Genomic DNA, 25,337 nt, shown 5'->3' with positions numbered 1-25,337 from the left:
TTGGCTTTATAAAGGAGAAATATTACCGAAATCAAAATGTATTTTGATGGAAGGTAGCTAGCGAAGCGGAGCGGAACCGAGGAATCTCATATCGTGTTAACGTTAGCTTTAGAGATCTCTCCCGAAGCCTCGGGAACAAGGTCGAGATGACAGGAAGTTAGAAGTTGAAAGTTAAAAGTACAAAGTTAGAAGTTAGAAGTCCCTGATATAGGTTGAAAAATACAAAAGATAAAAAAATCTACCATTCCTTTTCGGTAAAATCGGTGCCAATTCGTGAAATCCGTGTCTAAACTTGAAACCATGAAACTTGAAACCCTTTTAACGTCCTCCCAGTTTAACCTTGAATTTTAAACTAAGAATATTGAATCTTTTGGAGTATGAAGAGGTGAGAAGTTTGCAGTTGGAAATTAGATATGAAAAGTACAAAAGATAAAAAAATCTGCGAATACTTTTCGGTAAAATCGGCACCAATTCGTGAAATCCGTGTCTAACCTAGAAACCTAGAAACTTGAAACCTGAAACCTTTTAAACTTCATCCCTGTCTAATCTTGAATTTTAAATGAAAAATATTGAACCTTTTGAAGAACCTTGAATCTTTTTAAGCATGAAAAAAACAACCCAAATAGCCTTGGCAATCGCCCTACTCTTATTGCTGTTTCTCTTCAAAGACTGGATTAGACATGCCATCATTACCAGTCTGGGCGGCTATACGACCAAAGAAACCCAAGTAGTCACCAAAACCGAATACCGACAAGGAATTATTGATACCTTGGAGATCTTTAACCACTATGTGAGCACCAAAGGCATCACACTCAACCCCAAGCCTAAAATTGTATATGTTACCCGTAAAGTAGGGACTCAAACACCTATTGCCACTCCCAAAGAAAGCATCCCGATAGATTCCGTCAAGCAGTTTGAAGTCCAAGTGAAAGATAGCTTGCTAGACGGACGCTTTACCATCTTTAATAAATTTAATGGAGATTTGCTCTCTTCTGAATTCAACTACAAACCGCTCTTTCCCAAATACCTCTTACGGGTAGACACCCTCCGAATCGCCACTACTCAAACGGAAACCTTGACAAGGATTCGTTCTAAATTCGGACTGGGCTTAGGGTTTGACACGCAAAGTCGGCTTCAAATCCTGGGCAGTTATACCACCAAAAACAACTGGCAGTTTGTCTATGAGTTTGGAGTACCTAGTGGGATTTCTAGTACTACGGGTGTGCAGCAACCGGTACATGGGGTAAAGGTGTTGAAGGGGTTTTAAATAGTCCTTTTTGCCCCTTTGTCCTACGGACATTTCCCCTAAGGGGAAAGTGAAAAAGTCCATTCTGATAGTGGTTTTTGCTTTGGTTAGAGTTTGGAAATATAAGTATTATGTAAAATCGTGTAGAGATGTAAGTTTTGAATTTATACAAGAGGGCTATGAGGTAGTCTACAGATATAGCAAAGGAAATTTGTACCAGCCCAAATGCAATCTAATCTGCTTTGATGATTTAGGAACGGAAAGCAACTTAAAATACTTCGGGAATGAGTGCAATGTCATGGCAGAAATTATATTAAGTCGGTACGATCTATTCATAAGTAAAAAATTAAAAACGCACACCACTACAAATCTATCAGCATCAGAAATCGAACAACAGTATGGGAACAGAGTAAGAAGTAGGATGCGAGAACTATTCAATTTAATTGCTTTTAATAATAGTTCAAAAGACAAACGAAAGTGAAAATCAATGAACACCGCTTGAATACAAAAAGCACTTTTCACCAGAGAACCGAGTAGAATTTAGCGAGATATCCTGTTCATGATTTAACCTTGTTCACGAATAATGAACCTTGTAAAAAAGTGAACATAAAGTGCAGGTAAAAGGAGTGGACTAGCTATTTTAAAGAATGTTATATAGAAGGAAATTACAAATTAAACGTTGGCAAAAAATAAAGTATTTGCCAAATTTTGGTACAAAACTAGCAGAATAGATATAGGTGAAAAAATTAAAATGAGTGTTATTTCAATCATATATAGTATATTTGTAGGAAATAACAATCATTTAGTGATGGCTAAGAAAAAACAAATACTGTTTCCGAAGCATCAGGATATGCTAAAACAGATGGGCGAGAATATAAAGTTAGCGCGTAAGAGAAGGAAGCTAACACAAGAGCAAGTTGCTGAAAGAGCAGACATTGTTAGGAGCACCGTGTACCTAATAGAAACAGGAAATCCTAGTGTGGCAATAGGTGCCTATTTTAATGTATTACGGGTATTGGGTTTACAAGACGATTTTTTAAAACTTGCTGCAGATGATGAATTTGGTAGAAAACTCCAAGACCTCGACTTAATTTAAAGTAAGGTCGTCATTGCGAGCGAAGCGCGGCAAACTGTTCATCGTAAATAAAGTATAAAATGGCAAAGGGCAAACAAGATATATACGTTTACGCACATTGGAAACCAATGCAAGAACCTCAATTAATTGGTACACTTTCGGCACTATCTGCCAAAGGAAAAAAGGCCTTTAGTTTTGAGTACAACAAAGATTGGATAAAATCCAAACAGCAACTATTGCTCGACCCAGACATACAATTCTACGGAGGCCCACAATATCCCAATAATAAAGAAAATTTCGGTATCTTTTTAGATAGCATGCCAGATACTTGGGGACGTACATTAATGAAACGTAGGGAAGCACAAAGAGCAAGAGAAAAAGAGGAAAGAGCAAAAACACTCTATGAAATAGATTATTTATTGGGTGTGTATGATGAGAGTCGCATGGGAGCATTGCGCTTTAAAACAGATTTGAACGGCTCTTTTTTAGATGACAAAAACCAAACACCAACACCACCTTGGTCATCCATCAGAGAGCTACAAGAAGCAGCAAAGAATTTTGAAAATGACGAAGATAGTGAGGAGGTAAAAAAATGGTTGGCAGTATTGATGGCGTCAGGATCTTCATTAGGAGGTGCCAGACCAAAGGCCAATATTCTAGACAACGATAAAAACCTTTGGATCGCAAAATTCCCTGCCAAAAATGATACCATAGATAAAGCAGCTTGGGAATACCTAGCGTATCAACTCGCCACAAGAGCTGGCATTAAGATGTCCGAATGCAGAACTCAAAAAATTACAGGTACATACCATACCTTTTTTACCAAACGATTCGATAGAGATAGGGGAGAAAGAGTACATTTTGCATCGGCAATGACCATGACAGGAAATAATGAAGATACTATAAGAGACCAGCCTGCAAGTTATTTAGACCTAGCAGAATTCATCCAGACCCATGGCGCAATGGTAGATGAAAATTTGGAACAATTATGGCGAAGAATGGTATTCAATATAGCCATTTCAAATACAGACGATCATTTAAGAAACCACGGATTTATACTCACCGATAAAGGTTGGGTATTATCACCCGCCTATGATATCAACCCATCCATAGACAAAGACGGATTAGCATTAAATATCGATATAGATAACAATGCCCTTGATTATGAGCTGGCAAAAAGCGTTGGAGAATACTTTCGTTTGGACGAAGAGGAAATGAATACAATTATAAATGAAGTGCTAGCGGTAGTGGCTATGTGGAAAGAAGTAGCTAAAGAAATAGGGATTTCAAACAAAGAGCAACAGATAATAAATAAAGCTTTTAATATTTCATAAAAAATACCCTTATCATTTTAAAGGTATTTTATATAAAAAGATATCGCGTATTGCAATATGCGATATTAAATAGTCTAAGGGTAGATTTATATAATAATTTTTTCATATTGCATATCACAATACAAAATATTAAGATGGCACAAGCAAAAAACAATCTGAAACCACAAGACATTGTAATTTCAGCAATGCATATCCACCCATTAGTCAGAGAAGAAAGGTTTCAGATGTTAATGGAAAAAATCGAATAATTAACAAGGTAATATTTGAAGAAACTAAATTATAACTTCTCACAAATCAAAATTCAAGAGCTGTTTTTCAAATTGTCTCTATCTTCTGTTTATAAAACTTATCCTGAGCAAAGCCAAAAGGCGCGCCACACGCCCATAGCGTTTAAATCCCCATACTACTGCAGCACATGATAGCTTGCTCCATTCGTACCTCCTTCCACAACTATAAAGAGCTGCGCCAGCAAAAGCTACTCACTACTCAAACATCCTTCAAAATTAAATTAAAAAAGCAGCGCTATTTTAAAAAAAACAAAATTAATTTATCATCCTTATCAAAACCTTTTCGAATTTTAATATAAGCAATACGTAATTGCCCTTCTACAGTTTTTAATGAGATATTTAGTTGTTCTGCAATCTCTCGGTGTTTGTATCCTTCCCATTTACTAAGTAGTAAAATTTCTTTACACCGTTCGGGTAAATCATTTACAATACTTTTTAATTTTTCGATTTTAGCATGCAATTCATTCTCATCATCCTCCAATTCAAAAGACATGGCTTCATATTTTAGATTTTCAAAAAAATCTTCTTTTTTTTTATTTTTCCTAAATTTATCTATGTAGGCATTATACACTGCTTTATATAAATAAGATTTTATAGATGTATTAATCGTTAAACTTTCTCGTTTCATCCAAAGTTTCACAAAAACACTTTGCACCAAATCTTCCGCATCGGGCATGCGTTGTGTGAATTGTACAGTATAAGAACAAAGAGGTTTATAGTAGAGGTTGAAAAGTTCTTTTAACGCCAATTCATCATGTTGCTGAATACGAATCCATAAAGAGTTACTCTTCATCATAAAACGAGATAATTTTGTAAGGTAATAAAATCTAAAAGGTAAAGATTAAAAAAATATTTAACTTTTTGTTAAGGGTGTAATATCTTTTTTGCGTCACACGTAAAACAAAACAAACCAATCATTGGAAAAAATAATTATAAAATACCTAACGGATAAGATCTCTTTAGAAGAACTTAAGATATTAAGAGCTTGGTTGAAAGATAACAAAAATAAAGCATCTTTTAAAGAGTTTGTAAGGATAAATCAACAGTTAGATACGGCGTATAGCAATGTGAATGCAGAAGAAGCGTATCAAAAAATTATCAATAAAACAAAAGAGAGAGAGAAACCAGTTAAAAGAGTGTATCAAACATTCTTTAAATATGCTGCCGCTATTTTAATCCTATTTTCAGTGGGCTATTTTTATCAGCAAGGATATTTTAAGACGAATAATACATTAATAATTCCTAATGAAAATGTAACACTTCAGTTGGAAAACGGTGACGTAAAGGTTATTTCTGAACAAATAAACTCGCCAATCGTTAATAAAAATGGTGCCGTTGTGGGAAATCAAAAAGGGAATGTAATTGCGTATAACGGTACAAATGAAATACAAGAATTAAGCTATAATACCATAACAGTTCCATACGGTAAAAGATTTGAGTTATTTCTGTCAGATGGTACGCATGTTTATTTGAATGCAGGTTCTACATTTAAATACCCTGTAAAGTTTTTACCTGATATGGAAAGAAAGGTTTTTTTAAATGGCGAAGGTTTTTTTGATGTAACTAAAAACAAAAAAAATGCATTTATCGTTAACGCCGAGGAGCTAAATATTCGGGTATTTGGTACTCAGTTCAATGTAAGTACATATCCAGAAGATGTATCAACCGATGTTGTATTGGTTGAAGGTTTAGTAGGTTTAGATAAAATACATACTACTTATGATGTAAACAAACAAAAAAAAGGAAAAATGACTATAAGTCATATGCTAGAACCTAGCTTTAAAGGAATTTACAATAAACAATCAAAAATCATTAATCAAGAAAAAGTAAATACATACAATTATACATCCTGGATTGAAGGAAAGTTAATTTTTAAAAACACATCGTTTAAGAACATGCTTAAAAAAATGGAACGTCATTACAACGTAACAATTGTGAATAATAACCCAAATTTAAATGAAGAAATTTACAACGCAAATTTTGGTGATATTTCAGTGTACGAAGTTTTAGAAGGTTTACACGCTTCTTACGGCGTTGAATATACCATTGAACAAAATAAAATATTTATTAACTAAACAAGATAACAAATGAACAGTATTTCAAAACACTTTTATTGAATTAAAAGGAAAAGAAAATCGGAAAATGCGGTCACATTTCCCGATCCTTAAAAAGTAATTAAACAAAATTTATTTAATCACCTAAACAGCGTAAAAGTATGAAAAAGCTTCTTAACACAAAAAGAAGATGCAAATCTTTATTAATTCTCCATTTAAAGATGAAACTTAGTCTATTATTTATATTTAGTATGGTTTTTGTAATGCAGGCAAACACTGCATTTTCTCAAAAAAAAATCACCCTAAATTTAGAGAATGTTACCATAAAACATTTGATTGATCAGATCGAATTAAAAACAGAATATCGTTTTGTTTATAAACTAAAAGATGTCGATTTATATCGTAAAATCTCCATTAATGTGGTTCAAGAACCAGTATCAAATGTGCTAACTCAAGCATTTGAACTATCTCAAACAGATCATAATATTATAGAATCACAAGTTTTTTTGGTAAAAAAAACAACAAATACTTTAAAGGAAAATACAATTAAAGTACCAAAAAAAGTGCAACAAAAAATTACAGGGAAGGTTGTAGATGAAAACAATGAGCCCTTACCAGGAGTAACGATATTAGTTAAAAAAACAAAAAAAGGGACGAGTACGAATCTTGACGGTACGTTTAGTATCGCCGCAAACCCAAATGATGTCCTGGTATTCAGCTACCTGGGATACAAAACAGAAGAAGTAACTCTTCAAAATCAAAATACAATCAATATCCAAATGAAAGAAGATGCTACTGCATTAGATGAGGTAGTTATTTCTACGGGTATTTTTAAGCGCAAAGCAAATAGTTTTACAGGGTCTACAATAACCGTCACTAAAGAAGAATTAAAACGTGTGGGGAATGCCAACCTATTTCAAACCATTAGAAATTTAGATCCCTCTATTGCAATATTTGATAATTTTGAATTAGGCTCTAACCCTAACGCCCTACCCGATGTTCAAATACGAGGTACTTCAACGCTACCACCAGAAGAATCTGAATTAAATTCTAATTTAAGAGGAAATTACTTACGAAACCCTAATCAACCACTATTTATTTTAAATGGTTTTGAAAGCACCATTGAACAAGTCTTAGACATAGACATTAACTTTATACAGAGTGTTACGTTGCTTAAAGATGCTGCATCCAAAGCCATTTATGGATCACGTGGCGCCAACGGTGTTGTGGTTATTGAAACACAACGACTATCAGGTGCTAAATCTAGAATTACTTATAATACCAATTTAGATGTTGTGTTACCAGACTTAACAAGTTATGACCTGACTAATGCCGCAGAAAAATTGGAAGCAGAGCGTATAGATGGGGTTTATACACGTAATAGTGGAGATCCAGACGAACTAGTACGCTTACAACAATTATATAATTTTAGACGAAAATTAATCTTGGAAGGCTTAGATACAGATTGGTTGGCAAAACCCCTGCAAACAGGTATTGGACAACGCCATTCTTTATCTGCAGAATTTGGTTCAGAAAGTCTACGAATGCTTGCCAATGTAAGCTACAATGATGTTGCTGGTGTTATGAAAGGCTCTGGAAGAAAGACTATAAGCGGTGGTATAACAGCATTCTATCGTACAAAAAATCTAGCTTTTACAAATAGAACAAATATTATTAGTAATAAAGCTGAAGAATCTCCGTATGGTGCATTTGGTTTATATACAAGGATGAATCCTTATTGGAGAGCAAATAATCCTGATGGGAGTATTCCTTTTTACAGTGAGGTCATATCAGATGATATATATTATACCAATCCATTATACAATGCAACTATAGGAACAAAATTAGAATCCACCTATCTTAATGTAATAAACAATCTTTATATAGAATGGGACATTTCACCAGAATTTCGTGCTACTACAAGAATAGGTATTGACGCCAAGCGTAACGATGCCGATGAGTTTTTACCATCTGACCATACCAGTTTTGACATCTTTGATCCCGGCGGTATAAGTGATGAGCGAAGGAGAAGAGCAGGTTCTTATCAGGTTAACAATGGGAAAAGTATGCGTTTGTCAGGCGATTTTAACCTTCAATTTAATAAAACTGTAAATAAACACACCTTTTTTACGAATGTAGGTTTCAATGCTTATGAATATAAGTTCAGCGAAGTCGTACATAAGGTAGAAGGCTTCCCTAGTGGACAAAGTAATATTATATTTGGTAGAGATTATGCTTTGGGGTCTCGACCAACAGGTATAGATGCCATATCGCGTGAGCTTGGATTTTTAGGGACAGGTTCTTATGTATATGACAACCGTTTTCTTTCTGATGTAACCTTAAGAACCAATGCATCGTCACAATTTGGTGCAGATAATCGCTGGGCTACCTTTTGGAGTCTGGGTTTAGGATGGAATTTACACAACGAAAAATTCTTTAAAAGTGATGCCATAAAACAGCTAAGACTTCGTGGTACGTTAGGATCTACGGGAAATCAAAACTTTAATGCCAATGCTTCAGTAGCTACGTATTCTTATTATTTAGAGAAGCTATATCAAAACTTTAATGGCTCTTTTTTAGATAGACTAGCCAATAATGGTTTGCAATGGGAAACCAAATTTGATTATAATTTAGGGCTTGATGCACGTGTAAAAGGACTATCACTTACATTTGAATACTATGAAAGTTATACAGAAAATTTAATTACAGATATTACAATACCCACCTCTACAGGATTTAATTCGGTAAAAGAAAATTTAGGTAAAGTTAAGAATTCTGGTTTCGAGTTGAATGCTTCGTATTTGGTATGGTCTAATGAGAATAGCTTTTTAACCTTTAATGTAGGCTTATTTACTAATAAAAATGAAATTATAGAACTCTCTGATGCTTTAGAAAGTTTTAACGAGGCTGCCAGAATTCGTGCTGCAGCAGATGATAATAATAAACCTGTACTTTTTTATGAAGATGGGCTTTCATTGAATACTATTTGGGCTGTACCTTCTTTAGGGATTGATCCTGCAACAGGTAGAGAAGTGTACATAAATAGAGATGGTAATACAACTTTTGAGTGGGATGCGAACGATATGATTGCTGCTGGAGATAGCAACCCAACTTTTCGTGGTAATTTTGGTTTTACTACAGAATATAAAGGCTTTGGGCTTTCTGTAACTGGTAGATATTTAGGTGGCGGGCAACTCTATAATCAAACACTGGTAGATCGGGTCGAAAATGTCGATATTAATTTTAATGTTGATAAGCGTGTACTTACAGGACGTTGGAATACCCCAGGCCAAGTCACACAATTTAAAGGACTGGGATTTTTTAACAAAATTGGGACTTTTACAGATTTTACTACGCTAACACGACCTACCACACGTTTTGTTCAAGACCGTAATGAACTAGATATTGCAGCTATAAACGTGTATTATGAATTTAATAAAAAGTTTTTAGCTAATACAAAATTGCAACGTTTGCGATTGAGTTTTAATATGAACGAAGTGGCTAAATTTTCGTCAATACAGATTGAACGCGGTACCAGTTTTCCGTTTGCGCGCACCCTATCCTTCTCGCTTGCCGCTACATTTTAATACTAATTGATAATAAAGAGACAAAAAATGAAAAATAAAATAACCTATATATTTTTAGCAATAGCGATACTCTTATCTAGTTGGTCTTGTAATGATTTTTTAGATGAAACATCATCGGCGCAAATTACCGCAGAAAGTCAATTTAGTTCTGAATCTGGTTTTAAAGATGCTTTAATAGGAGTATATATTGGGATGACTACCCCAGAGTTATACTCAAGAGACCTTATGTATAATTTAGTCGATCTGTTGAGTCGTCAATACGAACTTGTTAATGCACTCTCCGATTATGCCCAAGTTCAGAATTATAATTACAGAGGTGTAGAATCTACCCCTCAAGTAGATGCCTTATGGACAAAGACCTACAATATAATAGCCAATATAAATAGTGCGCTAGATGTGATTGATGAGCAACGCAATATTCTTGACCCTATTGACTATGCCGTTATAAAAGGTGAATTTTTAGGGCTACGAGCATTCTTACATTTCGATTTAATGCGCTTGTACGGATTAGGAAACCTAGCTGAACGTAACAATGGTAATGGAGAACTTGCCATACCGTATGTTATAAGTTTTACCAAAAATGTGACTCCAAGACGTTCCTATACAGAAACTTTTAATTTAATGGAAACTGATATTGAAAATGCATTAGAACTATTAAAAGAAGATCCTATTTATACAGAGTCCAGCAAACCGAATGGGTACTACGATCAAGTAAATAGAAATGGGTTTTATAACAATAGAGAATTACGCATAAACTATTATACGGTGAAAGCACTGAAAGCGAGAGTACTTATATGGCAAGGTGGATTACAAAACCTAGATGCTGCAAGGGTTGCAGCAGAAGAAGTTATTACACAATCACCAGCTATGCTCATTTCAGCAAGTGACTATCCAGTTGCTAGCGACCCTATTTTGTATCCAGAAATAATATTTGCTTTAGATGTTAATGCACTTGTAAATGTTTATAATGGTTTTCTGGATGCAGCTGATTCTAACGCATCTATAAACCTTGGTGCTTTATTTTTATCTCAATCCAGAGCAGATGAATTATATGAAGCCAATAATCCTAATATAGGCGTGGCTGATATTCGTTTTAACACCTTGCTAGAACCTCAAAATCAGGGTTTGGTTAGTACCAAACTTATTCAGGACTCTGGCATTTCAAATAAGGATAAGGTACCGTTGATGAAATTACCAGAAATGTATTATATCGTAGCTGAATACTATTTAAACGCAAACAATTTACAGTTGGCTATCGCTAATTTAAACACCGTAAGACAAAGTCGGGGTATTATCGAAGATATTCCAGATACTGCTACAGCAGAAGAAGTAAGAGAAGAATTGATAAAAGAATATCAAAAAGAGTACATAGGGGAAGGGCAATTATTTTTCTTTTATAAACGCTTAGGTTTCACTACTTTTCCTGGGTTAGGTGATGAAGAAATAGCAAACGATGAAATTTACGTGTTGCCATATCCAGACACAGAACTATAAAATAATTAGTGTTAATTTTTTAAACTAGAAATTATGAAAAAAATTAAATATATTCTACAAGGAATCTTACTAATCACCTTTGTTATATTTACGACTAGATGTACCCAAGACGAAATTGAAACCTTTAAAGGTAATACTCAGATTACATTTGTACCCTCAACTATAAATGCAGAAAGTCCTTTTGCAAAAGCATATTCGTTTTTAGGAAATACTACAGGTGAACACATAGAAGAGCTAGAAGTTGAAATAGTAGGAAATGCTGTAGATTTCGATCGCTTTTTTAATGCCAAAGTGGTAGCAGGTGATGATACTACAGCATCCGAAAACCAGTATGAAATACTTGAAGGTGTTATTAAAGCCAACGAATTTAGAGGAAAATTACCTGTAAAGCTTTTGAACTCTGATGCCTTAGATTCAGAAACAGTTTCCATAGAAGTAGAATTAACAGATTCTGAAGATTTTACAGCAGGCATCGTAGAAAGTGACCATTTTGTGCTGTCTTGGACGAATCAAATCGTAGTCCCTTCGTGGCGCTACTATCGCTTTTTCTTTACTAGTGTTGCCAGTACCAATGCATACCGTATCATCGTAGAGACCACTGGAGTTAAAGTATTTGATCGCTCAGATTTTAGTTTAGTTGGTGTGCCAGGAGCGACAGCATTAGGCACACAATTTGGCGATTATGTAAAACAGTATAATTTAGATAACCCTGGGAACCCATTATTACATGATGATGGCGATTTAGCGGGTGAAGAAATTGTGCCAAGATACTATACCAAGACAAAGTTCGATTAAGAAATTAAAATATTATAAAACATAAACACATGAAAAAATCAACACTATTTGCATTACTATGTTTTGGTCTAATGCTAACAATAAATCTATCTTGTTACGAAGATAATAGTACTTTAGACGATAACTTGATTAGCGGTGTTCGTATAGACACAACTGGGATGAGTGAACTTACAGTACGCCAATTTGAACGCCTAACTCTAACTCCAGATTTAGATATTGGTAATCTCTCGGAAGCAGATTTAAGTTATGAATGGCGCATAAACCTAGCACCAAATACAACAGAATATGATGTGATTAGTACAGAAAAAAATCTAGATTACGAGGTTCGTTTACCTCCCAATAGAACGGGTAGATTCCATCAATTATTTTATAAAGTAATTGATAATATTACGGAGTTAGAATATAGTATAGCCTGGCCATTAACGGTGTTGAATAATATTGGTGAAGGCTTGGTAGTAGCTGTTACGGCTGATGGTATTACTACAGATATAAGCCATATTATGTCTCCAGAAGTATCACCAGATTTTAATGAAGTGAGTGTTAAGCAAAATGTATATTCTGCTATTAACAACAATACTATAGATGGACTTATAAAAGATATGATATTTACAACCATTTTTGGGGTAGATGCTATGTTAATGATTACCGATAATAGTGTAGTTCGAATTAATACACTCGATTATACCTTTGGAGGTAAAAATGATGATTTATTTTTTGGCAATCTAGGTACTTACCAACCTCAATCTTTAGGAGTTGCTACTAGTGCAGTTTTATATGTAGGAAGTAACAAATTTACTGCAACTAATTTAGGTATCTCTAGAGAATTTGGTATACCCTTCGATTTTACATTTCAAGTGCCTGCTGAGATTGCAGTAATTCGTAAGGCTAATCCCCCTGTAATTATTAGTTTTTATGATGAAACTAACGAACATTTTGTATACCAAGCCAGAATTGGTAGTTTTGGAGATCGTAATATGATACGTGTGCCTAGTGCACCTACAGGCGTATTTAATCCAGATGATGTTACTAATAAAACGAATGTTGCCGCAGGCGTAAGTACAACAGGTAATTTTAGACATTTACTTAAAGACCTCACAACCAACGAGATGATACTTTATGAGTTTGATGGAGGTATTGATGAGTTTCCAAGTCCAATAGCACCAGCGCCACTATCTATAACTAGTTTAGCAGGTGCACCTAACATCGCTAATGCCAAGCATTTTGTGATATTGGAAGACCAAAAAGTAATATATTATGCGACAGATACTACTATTTATGCTATGCTTTATAGTGCATCTACACCAACTTTTGAAACTCGTTATACAGTACCAGCTGGTGAAAAGATTACAACGCTACAAGTATATCAGCAGGCTGGGTATCCTTATGATCAATCTACTAGCTATATAACAACCAATAATAAACAATTAATAATGTCTACTTATAATGGTACAGAAGGTAAAGTATCCATTTTACCTATCATCAATATTGGTCTTGGAAATATTGATACACCAAATATTAAAACTTTTACAGGCTTTGATCGTGTAACAGCCATAGGTACTCAAAAATAACAACTTGTCTTTGTTGGAAAAATAGTAGGAGGTTATAAACCTCTTGCTATTTTTTATAAGCAACATCCATAAATCATTAATTAAAAATGGAGTCTAAAAAATAGGCTTAAACAGCTTTTTAAAAAACGTCTAAAAGTTACAATGAAAAAAATACTAAAAATAGCTAAAGTTGAACTCAGTATCCTCTTCTACTCTCCCATTGCCTGGTTAGTATTGATCATTTTCACCATTCAATGTGGTGTATCTATTACAGATTTAATTGATGCAAAAGAAGCCAATCAACAACTAGGTTACGATTTAAAATCATTGACGACTAGTATTTTTGGTGGGAACCAAGGTTTTTTTACTTCAGTGAAAAGCAAACTCTATTTGTACATTCCGTTGCTTACCATGGGACTTATGAGCAGAGAGTTGAGTAGTGGCTCTATAAAACTTTTATACTCCTCGCCGATAACAAATTTCCAGATTATTTTAGGTAAATTTTGTGCGATGGCTATATACTGCATGCTGTTTGTATTGATATTATTTGGCGCATTTTTTACTGGGTTAATAACGATTGAATCACTAGATATTGAATTTATTCTTGGTGGTATTTTAGGTTTATATCTTTTGGCTTGTGCATATTCGGCAATCGGTTTGTTTATGTCTAGTTTAACGTCCTATCAAGTGGTAGCTGCTATTACTACACTCGCTGTTTTTGGCGTGTTAAATTTTATGGGTTCTGTGGGGCAAAGTATTGATTTTGTAAGAAACATTACGTATTGGTTGGTACTATCAGACCGTGTAGACAATTTTATAAATGGCTTAATAAGTAGTAAGGATGTAATCTATTTTATTTTGATAATTGCCTTATTCTTAACACTTACCATTATGAAATTAAATAAAGGTAGAGAAACAAGAAGCTTAGGAAAAATAATAATGAAATACAGCCTCCTTATTATGGGTGCGCTTGCGATTGGTTATCTAAGTTCTTTACCAAGTTTTACAGGTTATTATGATACGACACGTTTTAAAACCAACACCTTAACACAAAACACGCAAGACTTATTAAAGCAACTAGACAAACCCGTGAATATTACTGTGTATGCAAATGTTGTAAATAGTTTTGGACAATTAGGATCCCCAAAATTTAGGATTTACGATCAAAAGCAATTTGATACGTACATTAGGTTTTTACCAAATATGAATATAGAGTACATACCGTATTATGATTATACCTTAGATGCTAGAGATGATAGAGGTCAAACACTGCTTGAACGCGCACAAAAATATGCAACAGCTTTTGGGTATGATTTTGTCGATGTATTAGCTCCAGAAGAAATTAAAAAAATCATTGATTTAACATCAGAATCAAACGGGTTTGTAAGAGTTATAGAGCACGATGGTAAAACGGCAAACGTACGTATGTTTTATGATCTGGTGCAATATCCTGGCGAAGCAGAAATTTCGGCAGCTATTAAAAACATACTCACAACTTCACCTAAAATAGGCATCTTGCAAGGCAATGGTGAACGTAATATAGAGAAAAGAGGCGATAAAGATTATAAATCTTTATTGAATGAACTCAATTCGAGAGCATCACTAATCAATCAAGGCTTTACTACTGTAAAAATTCTTAATAATGAAAACAAAATTTTAATACCAGAAAACCTTTCAGCATTAATTATTGCAGATCCTATAGAGGCATACAGCAATTCAGAATTAGAGGGTATTATTAAGTATTTACAATCAGGTGGTAATGCCATTATTGCAGAAGAACCTAATAAACAAGACCTTCTTAACCCTATTTTAAAGACCATCGGTGTTACCTTTTCAGAAGGCACATTGTTACAAGAAAGTGACGATTATAGCCTAGATTTACTAAAAACGCATTTTACCAAACAAGCATATTTACACGGTTTTTCATTTAAAGAAGACCAGATTGTTAGCATGCCAAGTACCATGGCAATAGCGCATAAAGATACATTAGAATTTAAGACCACTCCAATTTTGGTCACAGATAAAAATCAAGTTTGGAACTATAAAAAGCCATTTAATATTGAAACCGATTCTATTGGTTATAATCCTTCAACAGATAAAAAAGTAGAAGCAACCGTTGCATTGGCTTTAACAAGAACTCTAAATAATAAGCATCAAAAAATAATGGTTTTAGGTGATGCAGACTTTATGAGCAATGGTGAATTTGGCCGTAAAAACTTAAAAATAAGAACTAAAAACTTTGAGTTTGCTACGGCAATATTTAAATGGTTTAGTAATGGTGAATACCCAATAGACACCACACGACCCAAACCCATTGATAATAAAATTATAGCATCACAAGATCAATTATCATGGATTAAAATTGGTTATGCTTTTGCACTGCCGTTTTTATTAGGAGTTTTTGGGCTCATTATTTTATTAAAAAGAAGAAGACATTAAAAATCACTCAGTAATAGTATTATAACATGGAAGAAAGTATTGCAAAAATTGAAAATTTATCTCATAGATATAGCAAAGATTGGGCGATAAGACATATCAACTTTGAAATAAAAAACAAAGGCATTTTGGGTTTATTAGGGTCTAATGGTGCGGGGAAATCTACCACTATGAATATTTTGTGTGGTGTGATTAACCAAACTGAAGGGGATGCTTATATTGATGGGATTAATGTTAGAGAAAACCCTGTAGAGGCAAAAAAATTGATTGGATTTTTACCACAAAAAGCACCATTGCATTTAGAGTTAACGGTAGATGAATATTTAACCCATTGTGCCCACATGCGTTCAATACCCAATAAAGAAATCAAAAATGCCCTCACAGTTGCCAAAACAAAATGTGGTATCAGTCATTTTAGTAAGCGTGTTTTAAAAAATCTATCTGGTGGGTACCAACAACGTGTAGGATTGGCGCAAGCCATAATACATAACCCCAAGTTGGTAGTTTTAGATGAGCCTACTAATGGTTTAGACCCAAATCAAATTTTAGAAGTACGAAAATTAATAAAACACATTGCTGAAGATCGCGCTGTGATTCTATCTACCCATATTTTATCTGAAGTACAAGCCACTTGCGATACTATTGTTATGGTAGAGCATGGCAAAGTGGTATTCAAAGATTCTATGTATGCATTTAACAATTACATAAAGCCAAATACCTTAATGGTGTATATGGAAAACCCTCCTGATGCCGAAACGTTCTTAGCAATACCAGGAATTGTGAATGTAGATTTTGTGAAGAAAAATAGCATACGATTAACTTTCAATACAGGATCAGAAATTACAAAGTCTATTATTAAGTTAAGTATTGATAAGGGTTGGGACATGACAGAAATCCATCTTGAAAAAAGTTCGTTAGATGCTATTTTTGCTCAATTATCAAAAAAAACAGACGCTAGCACATGAAAAAAATCATAAAAATAGCACGTCTAGAACTAAGTATTTTATTTTATTCACCGATTGCTTGGTTGGTTTTAATCATTTTTTTTACGCAAACCGCTTTAACATTTACAGATTTATTATATAGGTTTGAAACGTCACAACAATTAGGGCGTCCATTACAACGACTTACAAATATTTTGTTTGCCTTAGATGATGGTATTTTAGCTACAGCACAAAAGCATCTTTATTTATATATTCCTTTACTTACTATGGGGCTTATGAGTAGGGAAATTAGTAGCGGTTCTATAAAACTATTATACTCTTCTCCTATTACCATTACAGAAATTATATTAGGCAAATACCTGTCTATGCTAGTGTACAATTTTTTATTAGTACTCATACTTTTAAGCTTTATTTTTGTCGGAACCCTATCTATTGAAGCTTTAGATATTCCTTTTGTTTTAGGAGGAATTTTTGGTGTATACCTTTTAATGTGTGCCTATGCGGCTATTGGACTGTTTATGTCTAGTCTTACCAGTTACCAAGTGGTTGCCGCTATAAGCACCTTGGCTTTACTTGCTATTTTAAACTTTATAGGAAGTGTAGGACAAACCTTTGACTTCTTTAGAGATATTACCTATTGGCTTTCTATAAAAGGAAGAACAGATTATTTTGTAAATGGCCTAATTTCCTCTAAAGATATCATCTACTTTGTTGTTGTTATTTTTCTGTTTTTAATGCTATCTACTATAAAATTGAGTCATGCACGAAAAACGACATCATCTGCCAAAAAGATTATCACATATACCGCATTAGTGCTAGTGGTTGTAGCTATTGGTTATATAACCTCTTTACCAACAGTAAATAAGTATTACGACACCACACGCTTTAAAGATAGAACGCTAACTGAAACATCGCAAAATCTTATTAAAAGATTAGAGCATCCTATTCATATAACTAATTACGTGAATTTACTTCATTATTCCGCTGAAGATGCCCAGCCTAAAAAGCGTATTAGTGATCTAAGAAAATTTGAAATATATCGCCGATTCATACCAAATCTAACGATGGATTATATCTATTATTATGACGATATACCGTATAGAAGAGATACAACAAAAACACTATTAGAAGAAGCAAAACAAAAAGCAAAAACGTATCATATAAACTTTAAGAACGTGCTTTCACCAGAGCAAATACAAGCGAAAATAGATTTAAAGCCAGAAGGTAATAGATTTGTTAGGATTATAAAATATGGAGATAAAACCATACCACTTAGAATGTTCAATGATACAAGAAAATATCCTAATGAAACAGATATCTCTTCAACTTTAAAACGCATTTTGCAGCCTCCTAGTGAAGTAGGTATTTTATCCGGAAATGATGAACGCGACATTCATAAAGACGGTGACAATTCATATAAGATTATATTAAATGGATTAAACGTTAGAGGGTCGCTTATTAATTCTGGTTTTGATGTGAATGTACAAGAGATTTCTCTTAAAGATAAAAGCAATATTCCTAAAGGTTTAGATGTTTTAATCATTGCAGATCCTAAACACGAATATGCACCTGAAAATTTAGAAAAAATAAAAAACTATATAAATGCTGGCGGAAACGCATTAATTACGGCAGAACCTGGAAGACAAAATATAGCAAACCCCATTATAAAACCTTTAGGCGTAACTTTTAATGAGGGTGTATTATTACAAGAAAGTAAAAACTTCGACTTGGACTTGATACAAAATCATTTTACGGAGTCTGCTGCGGAGGTAGGACTTGATTTACATGAATCTGCTATAGTAACCACTCCAAAAGCGATGGGATTATCTTATAGCGATGCTACTGATTTTAAAGTGATTCCTATTTTAAAAACAGACAAAGCATTCACCTGGAACAAACTAGAAACTTTTGATTTAAATACGGAAACAGTAGCTTTTGATACTATTAATGATAAAAAAATCGAAGCTACTGTAGCGGTTGCTTTAGAAAGAAAGATAACTGATAATCTGCAAAAAATTATGATTGTTGGTGATGCCGATTTTATGAGCAACGCAGAAATTATCAATAGGTACACACCAAGAACCGTAAACACCATATTTACAGTAAGAATGTTTAAGTGGTTTAGTGATAATGAGTACTCTGTAAATACAAAAAGACCAAAATCTATAGACACTAAAATTTTATTAAACCGAACTAAAATCAATTATTTAAAGATAATACTTCTAGGAATGGTTCCCATTTTAATGGCTACTTTAGGTGCGGTACTGTTATTTAGAAGACGAAGAAATTAAAACTTTTCTAATATCATGATTATACGCTGTAATCAAGAAAAACATTAAAAATAATGACAAAAACAATCTCCGTATTACTACTCTTATGTTCATTAAATATTAGTACTCAAAATATAAACCTAAATCAAGGGTTACCTCTTGATACTACCGTTAAAAAAGGTGTATTACCAAATGGACTGACCTATTATATTAAAAATACCGATGTAACCAAAGATGTGGCTAGCTACTACATTATACAAAACGTAGGATCGGTTTTAGAGAATGACGACCAACGAGGTTTGGCGCATTTTTTAGAACACATGGCTTTTAATGGTACTGAAAATTTCCCTGGAAAAGGCGTGTTAAATACTATGGAAAAACAAGGCTTGGTATTTGGAAGAGACATTAATGCATACACCTCTTTTGATGAAACCGTATATAATATAAATAATATACCTACCACACCAGAACTTATAGATACAGGATTAAAAATACTACGAGATTGGTCTAACTATTTATTACTTACTGAAGAAGAGATTGATGCAGAACGAGGTGTCATTAAAGAAGAGTGGCGCACCCGACAAAGTGGCGGCATGCGCATATTGAAACAATCCCTTCCTACAATGTTTAACAACTCAAAATATGCCAAACGAATGCCTATTGGGCAAATGGACATTATAGATAATTTTGAATATAAAGCACTACGAGATTTCTACCACGATTGGTACAGAACCGATTTGCAAGCCATCGCCATAATTGGCGATATTGATGCTGAAGATATTGAACAAAAAATTATACATCTATTTGCTAACATTCCTGCTATAGAAAATCCTAAAGAGCGCTTTATTGTAGATATTCCAGATAATGACAACTTACTTTATTCGCTGGCTTTAGATGAAGAAGTAACCACAGCTTCCATAACATTTGGTATAAGGCATCCTAAATCATCTAACTATAAAACTGTTGCCGATTTAAAAAATTCCTTACTAAATAATATGGTTACCAATATGTTATCTACAAGGCTTTCTGAAATTACGCAAAAGCCAAAGGCTCCATTTTTAGGTGTTCGAATAGCTTATAGTAAAAATTCGCGATCTACAAATGTATTTTCAGCCAGAATCTCTCCAAAACCCAACCAACAGCAAGAGGCGTTTAAGGTTCTATTAGAAGAAATAAATAGAGCTGTAAAGTTTGGATTTACCGAAGAGGAAATAAATAGAACCATCATTCAATTTAAAAAATATTATGAGAACGCAATAAGCAAGCAAAACGATAAATCGCATAATGCTATAGTAGCTGCTATCAAACAAAATTATTTAGACAATGCCGTGATTACCGATATTGAAAAAGAATACGAAATTGTAAAATATATATGTAAAGAATTAAATAATGAAGAAGTTCATCATAGAATTAAAGAGTTATATAATGCCAAAAATAGATACCTACTTGTTACTGGCGTACAAGATGAAAAAAACCTTTTAAAAGAAGCCGCTTTAAAAATTATAAATGCTGTTGAAACCAGTAATAGTCTAGTTCCATATACAGACAATTTTAAAGGCAAAACATTAACAACAGGTATCAATATGAATGCGGGTCATATTGTTTCAGAAAGTGCGAATGATTCTTTAAAATCTACAACATTCATCTTAAGTAACAATATAAAATTACACTATAAATTTGTCGATAAAAACGCAAATGATGTACAATTAGTAGCCGTTAGTGATGGGGGCACATCACTGCTAGAAGATTCCTATTTACCATCAGCAAATATAATGGCTAACGTTATACAATATTCTGGATTAGGAAACTATTCGGCTACAGATTTACCAAAAGTGTTGGCTGGCAAAACCGCTCGTACGAATGTAAATCTCTCAGGACTATCTGAACAAATTACAGGAACATCGGTTACAAAAGATGTTGAAACCATGCTCCAAATGGTGTATTTACGCTTTGTAAAACCACGATTTGATAAAGATGGGTATAAGGTAATTATGCAAAATGTAAAAAATTATAAAATAAGAAGGCGAGAAAATATTTCAGAAAAAATGAAAGATAGCCTTACCGTAACACTTTATGGTAACAATCACCCGAAACATCGTTTGTTTAATGATGCTTTTATTAACGACATTTCCTTCGATAAAATCAAAGCGATCTACAGTAGCAGATTTGGCAATGCCGCCGATTTTGAATTTTTTATAGTAGGAGATATTAAAAAAGACGTTTTAAAACCACTTATAGAAAAATATATAGCGAGTATCCCCACAAATTCATTTAAAGAAGAGTGGAAAGACAACTCAACATCATGGCGAGACAAGACGATAGATAAGGATATTTATTTAAAAATGGAAGACCCAAAAACCTCCGTAAGAATAACCTTTAAAAATGAGTATGAATACAGTTTAAAAAACGCTTTCATCGCAAGTGCTTTAGCAGATGTGTTACAACTAAGATATACCGAAACATTAAGAGAAAATGAAGGCGGAACTTATGGTGCAAGGGTATCAGCTAGTGTTTCTAAAAGACCAAAGCAACAAGCTTCTATTTCGGTAAGTTTTGATTGTAACCCAGAAAAAGCAGAGGCATTAATTACCATTGTTCATCAAGAAATTGAAAAAATAGTTAATGGTAAAATCGAACAATCGGATTTAGACAAAACATTGACAAATTATGTAAAAGAACGGAAACAGCAAAAGGACTATAACAGATACGATATGAGTTTACTAACACAGTTTTATCGTGAAGGCTACAATATGAACAATCCGAAAAATTTTGAAACTATAATTTCAGAAATAACAAAAGAAGACCTTCAAAATTTTACAAAAAACGTTTTAAATAATGCTGAATCTTTTGAGATTGTATTTAAACCTTTAGAATAATTTAAGTCATTTTTAGATTACTAATTATTTTGTATAATATTTTTAAGTGCTGAATCTTAATATTTGTAACTCATCCATCAAATGAAGAACCATCTTCTTTTAGCGATAGCAATACTATTCTCTATATTGGGCTATACGCAAAATAAAGCGTTTGAAATTACAGGAACACTGATTTCTAAAGAAGATAAAACCGTATTAGAAGCTGCAACCGTCTATGTAGAGCGTTTAAAAGATAGTACTTTGGTAACCTATACCATAACAGATAAAAAGGGGGTCTTTAAACTAGAAAATAAAACCTATGACAAACAGCTAAAGCTTCTTATATCTTTTGTGGGCTATAAAACCTATTCAAAAATTATTAAAATAAATCAACCTAAAATCAATTTAGATACCATACATATGAAAGTTGGTAATAATATTTTGGATGAAGTTGTTATTAAATCGAGAGCACCAATCACTATAAAGAAAGATACATTAGAATTTAATGTGAAATTCTTTAAAACAAAAAAAGATGCCAATGTAGAGGATTTATTAAAAGTTTTACCAGGTGTTGAAGTAGATTTAGACGGAAAAATAACCATAAATGGAAAGCCTGTAAATAAAATTTTAGTAAATGGTAAACCGTTTTTTGGGAACGACCCAGTTATAGCCACTAGAAATTTAGCAAAAGCTATTATTGAAACAGTACAGGTGGTTGATACTAAAACAGATGCGCAGGCATTTACAGGAGAGGTTGCAGATGGTAAAAATAAAACTATAAATCTAACCGTAAAAAAAGAAAACAATAAAGGTGTTTTTGGAAATACTTCTATAGGTCTTGGAACAGATGAGAGGTACGAATACAAAGGCATGCTTAACCGTTTTAATAACGACCAGCGTATAAGCATAATTTTAGGCGGTAACAACCATAATTCAATTGGATTTAGTTCTGGAATAAGTAATTTTTCAATGGTTGGAGGGCCTTCAAATCTTGGTAGTGGTTCATTACCAGGTATTACTACATCGTCTAACGTAGGCGTTAATTTTGTAGATGAAATAACTAAAACATTTGATTTAGCTACTGATTATTTTTATGCAAATAGCAGTACAGAAAACAAAACAACTACCCAGCGTGAAAACATATTGCCAAATTCTAGGTTTTTTACAAATTCAGAATCTTTTTCACTTAATGATAGTTATAGCAATAAAGCAAATATGGGATTTGATTTTAAAATAGATGCTACGTTATTAATTAATATAAAACCATCGTTTAAATTTACGAATAGTGAGAATCTTTTTTCAAGTGCTGAGACCTCTAGTGACGAACTTAATAAATTGATAAACCAATCAACGACACAATCTACAAGAAAAAACCTAAGTAAGAATTTTAATAACGATATTGATATTACAAAGAAATTTGGTTCAAAAGGAGCTTATTTAAGTGTAAGCATTGAAAATGATATAAGTGCTAGCGAAAGCGATAGTTTTTTAGAATCTGAAATTAATATTTATGGAGATAATCCCAATAATATTGTAAGAGATCAATTTACAGATGGAGATAACGAGGTTAATAATTTTAGAACAAACTTTAAATACAACCTACCGCTAATAGCTAAAGAATTAATGTTGAATTTAGGATACAGCTATTCTAATGATACAAGACATGATATTCAAAGCACATTAGATAAAGATATAAACGGCAACTACACTGTTTTTAATACCGATTTAAGTACCGATTTTAAATACATAGATGAAATTTTAAAACCAGAAGTCTCTATTAATTATCGAAGCAAAAAAGGGTCTACAAATTTTGGGATCAGTTATCTATCTAGGACGCTGGAAAACCAAGATTTATTACGTCCTCAATTCAATATTGCGCGTAAATTTAAAGCTGTTGAACTAAACACAGGTTTTAGGCTCAATTTTAGTTCTAAATCGGCGATGAATATGAGTTATCATCTAACTAACAGGCCACCTCAATTATCGCAGTTACAAGCGTTTCAAGATGTATCAAACCCTTTAAATATAAGAGTTGGAAACCCTAATTTAGAACCAAGAAGCGATCATACAATTTCGGCCAATTTTTACACTCATAATTTTCAAAAAGGTACAGGATTTAATTTCCGTCTAATTACTAGCTTTATGAACAATCAGGTGGTTTCAAATACGATAATTAACGAAGATTTAGTGAGTAAAACTACCTATACCAATGTAAACGGTAATTACATGAGTTCTGGCGGTGCTTCTTATTCTAAAAGGGTTAAAATAGACTCTTTAAGATCTGTAAACATCGGTGTGAGCTTAAACGGTAGTTTAAATAAAACTATTAATTTCAATAACGGGATAAAATATGCTAGTAGAAACACATCTATAAGACCTGGTGTAAATCTAACATTTTCATGGAAAGATGTGATGTATGTAAGACCAAGTTATACTGTTTCATTTTCAAGAAATAGTTTTGACATTGATTCTTTTGACGATAGAGAATTTTTATCTCATAATTTAAATCTAAATCTAACGACTTCATTACCAAAAAAATTTGACTGGCGAAATGACATACGATACAACTACAACCCAAATGTAGCAGCAAATTTTCAAAAAAGTTCTTGGTTTTGGAACTCAACTTTATCGTATGCGATACTAAAGGATAAAGCAACGTTAAGCCTAAAAGCCTACGATATATTAAAACAAAATACCAATGCCAGAAGAACTGCAAATCAAAATTTTATACAAGATTCACAGAGCACCGTGCTACAGCAGTATTTTATGATTGGGTTTAGTTGGAAATTTAATAACACAGGTAAAAGAATGGGGTTTGGTAGAGTAATGCGCATGCGATAAAAAGTACATACAATTACGTACTAAAAAAAAGCTGGAAAATGCAGATACCTATCAAATAATTGTGAAACCTATAAGAAGGATTATAATAGGTATTTCTAAAATATAAGTGATTTTTAAGTCCAAAATAACGAACGATGCTAATCAAAAAGCTCACCTCCTTCCTTATAGCGTTTAAATCCCCATACTACTGCAGCACATGATAGCTTGCTCCATTCGTACCTCATTTCACAACTATAAAGAGCTGCGCCAGCAAAAAGCTATTCATTGAAACGCTATCTCCAAGCTAAGTAACATAATGCGCTGTTATACTGCTCTTCCATCCTTCCAGGCACTATAACGGCATTATGTTAAATAGCCGCATCCAACCGCATAAATTGGAACTATAAATTGAATTTGTGGCTATTCATGAACTCCCGTGAAAATAGAAAAGTCGTGAACTAAATAGCCAGTTTTCCAAACTCAAATGATAAATCAAAAAATATGTGTAGTTATTTATAAAAAAAAGAGCAACAGATGTGAATAGTAAGAAAAAAATCATTTCTTTTATAGAATAGATTTTAAAGACTGGTGTT

Annotated in this window: 15 protein-coding genes; 14 read left to right on the top strand and 1 reads right to left on the bottom strand. The window is 33.3% G+C overall.

The window, feature by feature from the left end; all coding sequences use genetic code 11:
- The first annotated feature begins 604 nt into the window (after nt 1-604).
- The 4 genes from Q0998_RS17270 (at nt 605) to Q0998_RS17255 (ending at nt 3,655) form a co-directional block, all read left to right on the top strand.
- Nucleotides 605-1,267 carry a hypothetical protein gene (locus tag Q0998_RS17270; protein WP_299672124.1) on the top strand — a complete coding sequence of 221 codons (663 nt, stop codon included), beginning with the start codon at nt 605-607 and terminating at the stop codon, nt 1,265-1,267.
- 49 nt (nt 1,268-1,316) lie between these two features.
- The gene (locus Q0998_RS17265; protein ID WP_299672122.1) at nt 1,317-1,727 is read left to right on the top strand and encodes a hypothetical protein; all 411 of its coding nucleotides are present in this window, start codon (nt 1,317-1,319) and stop codon (nt 1,725-1,727) included.
- Between the two features lie 270 nt (nt 1,728-1,997).
- A complete protein-coding gene (locus tag Q0998_RS17260) occupies nt 1,998-2,342 on the top strand; it encodes a helix-turn-helix transcriptional regulator (protein ID WP_299672120.1) in 345 nt (114 codons plus the stop codon).
- A gap of 59 nt (nt 2,343-2,401) precedes the next feature.
- Nucleotides 2,402-3,655: a type II toxin-antitoxin system HipA family toxin gene (locus Q0998_RS17255; RefSeq protein WP_299672118.1), complete on the top strand. Its 1,254-nt coding sequence runs from the start codon at nt 2,402-2,404 to the stop codon at nt 3,653-3,655.
- Nucleotides 3,656-4,177: 522 nt separating this feature from the next.
- Here Q0998_RS17255 and Q0998_RS17250 read toward each other — a convergent pair.
- On the bottom strand, nt 4,178-4,738 hold the full coding sequence (locus Q0998_RS17250) for an RNA polymerase sigma factor (RefSeq protein ID WP_299672116.1): 561 nt from the start codon (nt 4,736-4,738) through the stop codon (nt 4,178-4,180).
- Between the two features lie 121 nt (nt 4,739-4,859).
- On the opposite strand from Q0998_RS17250, the gene Q0998_RS17245 reads away from it, so the two are divergent.
- The 10 genes from Q0998_RS17245 (at nt 4,860) to Q0998_RS17200 (ending at nt 24,765) form a co-directional block, all read left to right on the top strand.
- Nucleotides 4,860-6,017: a FecR family protein gene (locus tag Q0998_RS17245; protein WP_299672114.1), complete on the top strand. Its 1,158-nt coding sequence runs from the start codon at nt 4,860-4,862 to the stop codon at nt 6,015-6,017.
- 200 nt (nt 6,018-6,217) lie between these two features.
- Nucleotides 6,218-9,583, top strand: a complete 3,366-nt coding sequence (locus Q0998_RS17240; RefSeq protein ID WP_299672112.1) for a SusC/RagA family TonB-linked outer membrane protein — start codon at nt 6,218-6,220, stop codon at nt 9,581-9,583.
- A gap of 6 nt (nt 9,584-9,589) precedes the next feature.
- On the top strand, nt 9,590-11,077 hold the full coding sequence (locus Q0998_RS17235) for a RagB/SusD family nutrient uptake outer membrane protein (protein WP_299672110.1): 1,488 nt from the start codon (nt 9,590-9,592) through the stop codon (nt 11,075-11,077).
- A gap of 33 nt (nt 11,078-11,110) precedes the next feature.
- Entirely contained in the window at nt 11,111-11,872 is a 762-nt protein-coding gene (locus Q0998_RS17230) for a DUF4843 domain-containing protein (protein WP_299672108.1), read from the top strand.
- Between the two features lie 29 nt (nt 11,873-11,901).
- Entirely contained in the window at nt 11,902-13,440 is a 1,539-nt protein-coding gene (locus Q0998_RS17225; protein ID WP_299672106.1) for a PKD-like family lipoprotein, read from the top strand.
- A gap of 141 nt (nt 13,441-13,581) precedes the next feature.
- Nucleotides 13,582-15,858: a Gldg family protein gene (locus Q0998_RS17220; RefSeq protein ID WP_299672104.1), complete on the top strand. Its 2,277-nt coding sequence runs from the start codon at nt 13,582-13,584 to the stop codon at nt 15,856-15,858.
- 26 nt (nt 15,859-15,884) lie between these two features.
- Nucleotides 15,885-16,820 carry an ATP-binding cassette domain-containing protein gene (locus tag Q0998_RS17215; RefSeq protein WP_299672102.1) on the top strand — a complete coding sequence of 312 codons (936 nt, stop codon included), beginning with the start codon at nt 15,885-15,887 and terminating at the stop codon, nt 16,818-16,820.
- Entirely contained in the window at nt 16,817-19,090 is a 2,274-nt protein-coding gene (locus Q0998_RS17210) for a Gldg family protein (RefSeq protein ID WP_299672100.1), read from the top strand. The genes Q0998_RS17215 and Q0998_RS17210 overlap by 4 nt, the downstream gene beginning before the upstream one ends.
- Nucleotides 19,091-19,143: 53 nt before the next feature.
- A complete protein-coding gene (locus Q0998_RS17205; protein ID WP_299672098.1) occupies nt 19,144-21,945 on the top strand; it encodes a pitrilysin family protein in 2,802 nt (933 codons plus the stop codon).
- Between the two features lie 81 nt (nt 21,946-22,026).
- The gene (locus Q0998_RS17200) at nt 22,027-24,765 is read left to right on the top strand and encodes an outer membrane beta-barrel protein (protein WP_299672096.1); all 2,739 of its coding nucleotides are present in this window, start codon (nt 22,027-22,029) and stop codon (nt 24,763-24,765) included.
- The last annotated feature ends 572 nt before the right edge of the window (nt 24,766-25,337 follow it).

The organism is uncultured Polaribacter sp., assembly GCF_947501385.1.
Lineage (GTDB): Bacteria > Bacteroidota > Bacteroidia > Flavobacteriales > Flavobacteriaceae > Polaribacter.
Note: the sequence above shows the minus strand (reverse complement) of the source record. Positions and strands in the feature narration are given on the sequence as shown.

Coding starts and splice junctions, on each gene's coding strand:
- Q0998_RS17270 (WP_299672124.1), top strand. CDS start 605: ATGAAAAAAACAACCCAAATAGCCTTGGCAATCGCCCTACTCTTATTG.
- Q0998_RS17215 (WP_299672102.1), top strand. CDS start 15,885: ATGGAAGAAAGTATTGCAAAAATTGAAAATTTATCTCATAGATATAGC.
- Q0998_RS17200 (WP_299672096.1), top strand. CDS start 22,027: ATGAAGAACCATCTTCTTTTAGCGATAGCAATACTATTCTCTATATTG.
- Q0998_RS17225 (WP_299672106.1), top strand. CDS start 11,902: ATGAAAAAATCAACACTATTTGCATTACTATGTTTTGGTCTAATGCTA.
- Q0998_RS17220 (WP_299672104.1), top strand. CDS start 13,582: ATGAAAAAAATACTAAAAATAGCTAAAGTTGAACTCAGTATCCTCTTC.
- Q0998_RS17240 (WP_299672112.1), top strand. CDS start 6,218: ATGAAACTTAGTCTATTATTTATATTTAGTATGGTTTTTGTAATGCAG.
- Q0998_RS17205 (WP_299672098.1), top strand. CDS start 19,144: ATGACAAAAACAATCTCCGTATTACTACTCTTATGTTCATTAAATATT.
- Q0998_RS17250 (WP_299672116.1), bottom strand. CDS start 4,738: ATGATGAAGAGTAACTCTTTATGGATTCGTATTCAGCAACATGATGAA.
- Q0998_RS17230 (WP_299672108.1), top strand. CDS start 11,111: ATGAAAAAAATTAAATATATTCTACAAGGAATCTTACTAATCACCTTT.
- Q0998_RS17255 (WP_299672118.1), top strand. CDS start 2,402: ATGGCAAAGGGCAAACAAGATATATACGTTTACGCACATTGGAAACCA.
- Q0998_RS17210 (WP_299672100.1), top strand. CDS start 16,817: ATGAAAAAAATCATAAAAATAGCACGTCTAGAACTAAGTATTTTATTT.
- Q0998_RS17260 (WP_299672120.1), top strand. CDS start 1,998: ATGAGTGTTATTTCAATCATATATAGTATATTTGTAGGAAATAACAAT.